The sequence below is a fragment of the Desulfocicer niacini genome (assembly GCF_054657595.1).
The window spans coordinates 1-5,423 of sequence record NZ_BAAHYK010000102.1 but is presented as its reverse complement, the minus strand read 5'-3'; the positions used below and the strand labels follow the sequence as shown (position 1 = coordinate 5,423).

General features: G+C 45.8%; 6 protein-coding genes. 1 reads left to right on the top strand and 5 read right to left on the bottom strand.

Annotated features, from left to right (window positions below; translation table 11 throughout):
* Together ACYQ2M_RS24550 and ACYQ2M_RS24545 are read right to left on the bottom strand one after the other, a co-directional pair.
* Window positions 1-275: SDR family NAD(P)-dependent oxidoreductase (locus tag ACYQ2M_RS24550; RefSeq protein WP_459919037.1), on the bottom strand; the 275-nt coding region annotated here is incomplete at its 3' end.
* A complete protein-coding gene (locus tag ACYQ2M_RS24545; RefSeq protein WP_459919036.1) occupies window positions 272-910 on the bottom strand; it encodes a cyclase family protein in 639 nt (212 codons plus the stop codon). The genes ACYQ2M_RS24545 and ACYQ2M_RS24550, both read right to left, overlap by 4 nt.
* A gap of 424 nt (window positions 911-1,334) precedes the next feature.
* Between ACYQ2M_RS24545 and ACYQ2M_RS24540 the strand changes: the two genes are divergently transcribed.
* The gene (locus tag ACYQ2M_RS24540) at window positions 1,335-2,720 is read left to right on the top strand and encodes an aspartate kinase (RefSeq protein ID WP_459919035.1); all 1,386 of its coding nucleotides are present in this window, start codon (window positions 1,335-1,337) and stop codon (window positions 2,718-2,720) included.
* 114 nt (window positions 2,721-2,834) lie between these two features.
* On the opposite strand, the gene ACYQ2M_RS24535 is transcribed toward ACYQ2M_RS24540, so the two are convergent.
* The 3 genes from ACYQ2M_RS24535 to ACYQ2M_RS24525 all read right to left on the bottom strand — a co-directional run.
* Window positions 2,835-4,538, bottom strand: coding sequence for a protein adenylyltransferase SelO (locus ACYQ2M_RS24535; protein ID WP_459919034.1), 1,704 nt, complete (start codon window positions 4,536-4,538; stop codon window positions 2,835-2,837).
* Window positions 4,499-4,783 (bottom strand): hypothetical protein, encoded by a 285-nt coding sequence (locus ACYQ2M_RS24530; protein WP_459919033.1) that lies wholly within the window; start codon window positions 4,781-4,783, stop codon window positions 4,499-4,501. Before ACYQ2M_RS24530 ends, ACYQ2M_RS24535 begins: the two co-directional genes overlap by 40 nt.
* A 204-nt stretch (window positions 4,784-4,987) precedes the next feature.
* Window positions 4,988-5,423: hypothetical protein (locus tag ACYQ2M_RS24525; protein ID WP_459919032.1), on the bottom strand; the 436-nt coding region annotated here is incomplete at its 5' end.

Below are 5,423 nucleotides of genomic sequence, written 5' to 3'. Positions count from 1 at the left end.
ACGGGCAACCAGCCCAGCGTTTGCAATTCATTCTCGCTGCGCGCAACGGCCATTACACATGCACCACGTGACGTCAGCAGATCAGCCGTCACCCGCCCAATGCCACCTCCCGCACCTTTTACCAGTGCCACCCGCCCTTCTACTCCCGGCATATATCCCCCCCAATTAATTGAGTTCTCATCATCAACCAGAAAAATTTGCTCTGTTCCTTTGAATACCATATAAAAGTCTCGTGAGCGGCAGACAGCCGACTTGACCCCGGCCTTGTCTGTCATATAAAAGCCACCGCCCGAATTGGAGATCCGTCTGCCTGCTGAAAGTGCAGGGGGAAACAGCTGAACTCAACAGGCCCCATCTGCAACTGGTTCAGGTTTGACAGGTTTTCAACGATCACCATATCCGATCCAAGCAGAATTTTATGGATGGGATAGGTCTGGGTATCGAAACTGTCCGCAGAAATGGTATCAAACCCGATGCCTTTTAACCCCATCCCTGCCACCCACTCAGCAGCTTCCGGGGTGAGTACCGGAAAGTTAGCAAAATAGTCATCCGTTCCCCAATGCCGACTCCACCCTGTATGGATCAGGAGGAAATCAGTGTTTTTAATTTGATTTTCAAGAGGTTTAAGAACTCCGAGATCTATGGATTTGTCCTCATTGGAGTCAAGATGTACAACTATAGCACTGCCGTGGAAGCGGTTAATATCATAATGGTCCAAAAATTTTCCGCCCTTTATCAGATGAGCTGGTGCATCTATATGGGTGCCTGTATGGGAATAAAAGGTGATCTTTTTTTCAAGGAATCCATCCTGCTCAATTGAGCAGCCAGTGATAATTACCGGCTTTTCTGTGCCCGGATAAACAGGCATATCTTCATGAATGGGATGGGTGAGGTCAATGGATGTGGTCATAATAATTTTAAATTCCTTTTTTATTGGCCAGGTAAATTTAACACATAATGGGCCATCACAATATTATACGGCCTATGATGCCAGATGAAATAATCCCATGTGTTTTTCTGTACAATTTCAAGGTTCATGCCTATATTCAAATCTAAAATTTTCATCCGGAGTTCAAGCTCAAATCGGAATTATATATACCAGACTCTCCCGCAAAACCCAATGCATGTGAAGGTGAAAAGAGCATCGTAAAACTGGCCGGGCTGTAACTACCCTGGAAACAGACTTGCCAAAACGATTGGGATGCATTAATAGTCTCTACGATTGAGATGCAGTAATAGTCTCTATTGACTAATGATAACAATTAACAAAACTTTACCCCATCATTATCCAGACAGATGACAGGTTCCTGTTTATTTAGAGAGAAAGGATTACCATGGCAAGACATCACCTGAACATTGAAAAAATCGGCGGCACCTCCATGTCTCGATTTTCTGAAATCGTTGACAATATCATTCTTAAAGACAAAGAACATATATATGGCAGAATTTATGTCGTATCGGCCTATGCGGGCGTCACAAATGATCTCATCGAACATAAAAAAACCAATCAGCCGGGTATCTATAAACTCTTTGAAGATCAACAAAACTATCCGATTAAAATGATCCGACTACAGGAGTCACTCTACAAGCTCAACGAGACCTTCAAAGATATCGGGCTTGATGTTGAAGCGGCCAATAATTTTATTGGTGATAGGATTGACCAGGCCATAAACATTCTACGCAGTATGGATAATGTTCTGGCCTCGGGCTATGTCAGCCGTGAAGAGCTGTTGCTGGCTGCCAGAGAACTTCTGGCCTCTCTCGGGGAAATGCACAGCGCCTTTAACTCTGCAAATATTCTTCAAAACAGAGGATACAACACCACCTTTGTCGATCTCAGTGGTTGGGATGACAGCCGCCAGTTAACCATTGATGAGCGCATAAAGGACAGCTTTGCCAAAATAAACCCCTTCTCCACAATTTGTTTTTCAACAGGTTACACAAAAGGGACAGAAGGCATCATGCGTGAATTTGACAGAGGATACTCCGAGGTGACGTTCTCAAAAATCGCTGTATTATTAGGTGCAGATGAGGCAGTTATTCACAAGGAATACCACCTCTGTTCAGGTGATCCACTGACCATCGGTGAAGAAAAAGTCAAACCTGTCTGTAATACCAATTATGATGTGGCTGACCAACTGGCGGATGTGGGCATGGAGGCAATACACCCCAAAGCATCAAAGCCTCTTGAGATTAAAAATATCCCTATCCGGGTAAAAAATGCATTTGACCCTGATCATCCAGGAACGCTCATAACCAAGGATTTCATCGCCCCGAAGTCAAAGGTCGAAATTATCACCGGCTCCAAGGCGGTCATCTGCATGGAAATCCATGATACCAGAATGGTGGGAGAAGTTGGATTTGATCTCCGTATCATGCAGATTTTTGACAAATTTCATGTCTCTTACATCTGCAAGATGACCAATGCCAACACCATCGATTTGATCATTGAAGAGAAAGACTGTACGCCCCATTTTCTGACTGAACTCAATGAGGCCATGGAAGAGGTATCCACAAGCCCGGTGGCCATCGTCTGTGCTATTGGCTCAAATATTGCTCAACCCGGAATAATGGCTAAAGCGGCACTGGCTCTGGCTGGGAAGTCCATCAATATTCTCGCTGTTTCACAGACAAAAAGGCAGACAAACATGCAGTTTATCGTTGAAAGGGACCAGTTCGCCCAGGCCCAGATGGCCCTTCATGGGGCGCTGTGTGCCTGAAACGTTGATAATACGTACGCATCCGCTTTTCTGAGCACCGTTTAACAGATTTGGTGATGGGGTAAATTTTACACGCCCCTTCTGAATCTCTGATTCAGGAGGGGTAGTTGACAATCAAGATGAACAGCTATAGTGCGACACGCCACCAACGTTAAAAAACGCCCTGGGTTTTAGACGATAGTATTTATCCTCTACTTCTTGTGATTGTTCATCATATGGGTAGCTAAGTACTTCTTGCAACTCTCTGACTAAGGCGTAGTCACCCTGCATGGCTTGTTGGTAGGCAGGGACAATCAACCACTCACGCCATGCGTATTTTGGGTTCATCTGTTTCATACTTGCTGATATCTCAGCCAGATTGCCCTCTTTAATGACAAGATCGCGCCAGCTTTTTAGCCACGCTTGCCATTGCTCATCGAGTTGTTGTGACGTTTTAACGTAGAAGCTCTTTTTTAATTCTGAAACATCCTCTGGTATATGGGATAACTCACGGAAGAAAATGGTGTAATCCACCTCTGAGTGGGTCATCAGCTGCATTAAACTCTTTAATAGCTGCGGGTTATATTCAGTCAAGCCAAGTTTGGCCGCCCACATTTTTTGGATTTGTTTTTGCATCTCTTCTGCAAAGCCACGGCGCACTTGGTCGAAATGTTCTAAAGCTTTAGTATCTTCTACGAGTAACGATCTCACAGCTGTCCAGAACATATGGTAATTCGCTTCCGCAGCCATTGGCTGATTGAAGAATGAAAAGTGTTCCCCGCCGCCAGTCCAAGGTTGAAACTGAGGGTCAAAAATTTCACAAAATCCAAAAGGTCCATAGTCGAGGGTAAAGCCACCTGCAGCGCAGTTATCACTGTTGAAATTACCCTGGCAGTAACCAACACGTTGCCAATGGGCCACCAGTGAAGTAAGACGCTGTCGAAATTGCTTAGCCAACTCAACCAGTTGATCTGCAAAAACAACGTTTTGATTAATGCTGCTTTTGTATTCTCGCTCAATTAAATGGGACACAATCATGCGCAATTCTTCTAATGCGCTTGGATGAGTATTGTTGCGAGCGCGGCGGGCAAACAACTCCAGCTGACCAACGCGCAAAAAGGATGGTGCCACGCGAGTTGAAATCGCCACAGGATTGTCCACCAAAATATCAGGATCAGTGGCGTGGGAGCCTTGAGAATACCAAGGCCGGGTAACGGTCTCAGATTTAGAAACATACAGTGTTAAAGAGCGTGATGTTGGAACACCTAAAGCCTGCATATATTCTTGGGCCAGAAACTCACGCACACTTGACCGCAGTACTGCACGCCCGTCGGCACCACGGCAATAAGGTGTTGTGCCGCCACCTTTCAATTGCATTTCCCAGCGCTGCCCATTGAGTATTCCTTCAAATACGGATATCGCCCGCCCATCACCATACCCATTACCAGTACCAAATGGACATTGTTGAATATATTCGGTGCCATAAATCGACAATGCATAGCCAGTCGCCCAGCCAACCTGACGCATAGGCTCATGCGCAGCAGAGAGATCTCCAGAAAATACCTGGCGAAATTTTGCATTACGCACCAGCTCGTCGCTCAGCCCAAGTTCATTAAAAAAAGTGCTGCTATGGGTTACATATTCTGGTTCTGCAAGCGGCGTGGGTTTCACGGGTACGAAATGACCAGAAAAAACCTGACGGGCACGGTAATCATCACCATCTTCGGTGGCATCTGGGTCAGCATTCAAGGTATCCATCAGAGAATAATCAGCTGTTCGCACAAACTCATCAAAGGCCGTTACACAGGGCTTAGCAGATGGTTTAGATATATATGACATTGTTGCAAACTCCTTTCGCTAAGGGGGGGCGCCAATTTTGCGCATACGGTTTCAGTGTCCAGAAGAACCGGGGCCAGATCCGCCATTGCCTGAAACAGACACTTTGGGAGATATGAATTCAGTGAGATCAGGGAGTTTCTCAGTTTATCCGCAGCTTCAATAAATGCGCCGAAAAATGCGGAAACCAGGCCAGCCCCCAGTCCGACCAGGGCTGCAAGCAGATTGTTTATAATCAGTTTTTTCAATCAAAGCTGATTCCTTTAAGAATCATCACGATTTTAAGAGAGTAAAATATTTTCTTGCGTTGAGATTTGGATTCATATGGATTCGCATGATGGTCTCATTAACCCTACAACGCTACTCATATCTCTTTAGTCTATATATTGCGTTTCAAGACCAATTGGTTATGCAATATATGGTGGGACATCTCGACAAGTGGCATTGTTGGGCTAATCTCCTGTCTCTGTCAGGTGGCCAGTGAATGGCTTGCGTTTTCTCTTAAGGAAAATATGCTCTACACCAAGCGCCGACGCCAGCAGGATGACCAAAACCAACATTGAAACAGGATCATTAGTGACGGATCGTGTAACGACAATAGCAAGTGACACCACACATCCAACAAACCCCACAGCGGTAATAAACCTAGCCCAGCGAACGGATCCTGCGTCCTTGAACGCAGCTGTGTTAACCACGGCGAATACGGCGAGAAATATGGCAGACGCCAATGCAGATATACTCTCTACCGGCAGCGCAACTGCCATACCCAGCCCGATCAGGGCAGTGATATGAAGACCTATCGGCTGATTCCAGGTTCGTGTCTCCAGAACAGCAGGGAGTTCGCCTTCTGTGGCTATGGTGAAGCTGAGACGAGCCGAACCGTACAAC

Coding starts and splice junctions, on each gene's coding strand:
- ACYQ2M_RS24545 (WP_459919036.1), bottom strand. CDS start 910: ATGACCACATCCATTGACCTCACCCATCCCATTCATGAAGATATGCCT.
- ACYQ2M_RS24540 (WP_459919035.1), top strand. CDS start 1,335: ATGGCAAGACATCACCTGAACATTGAAAAAATCGGCGGCACCTCCATG.
- ACYQ2M_RS24535 (WP_459919034.1), bottom strand. CDS start 4,538: ATGTCATATATATCTAAACCATCTGCTAAGCCCTGTGTAACGGCCTTT.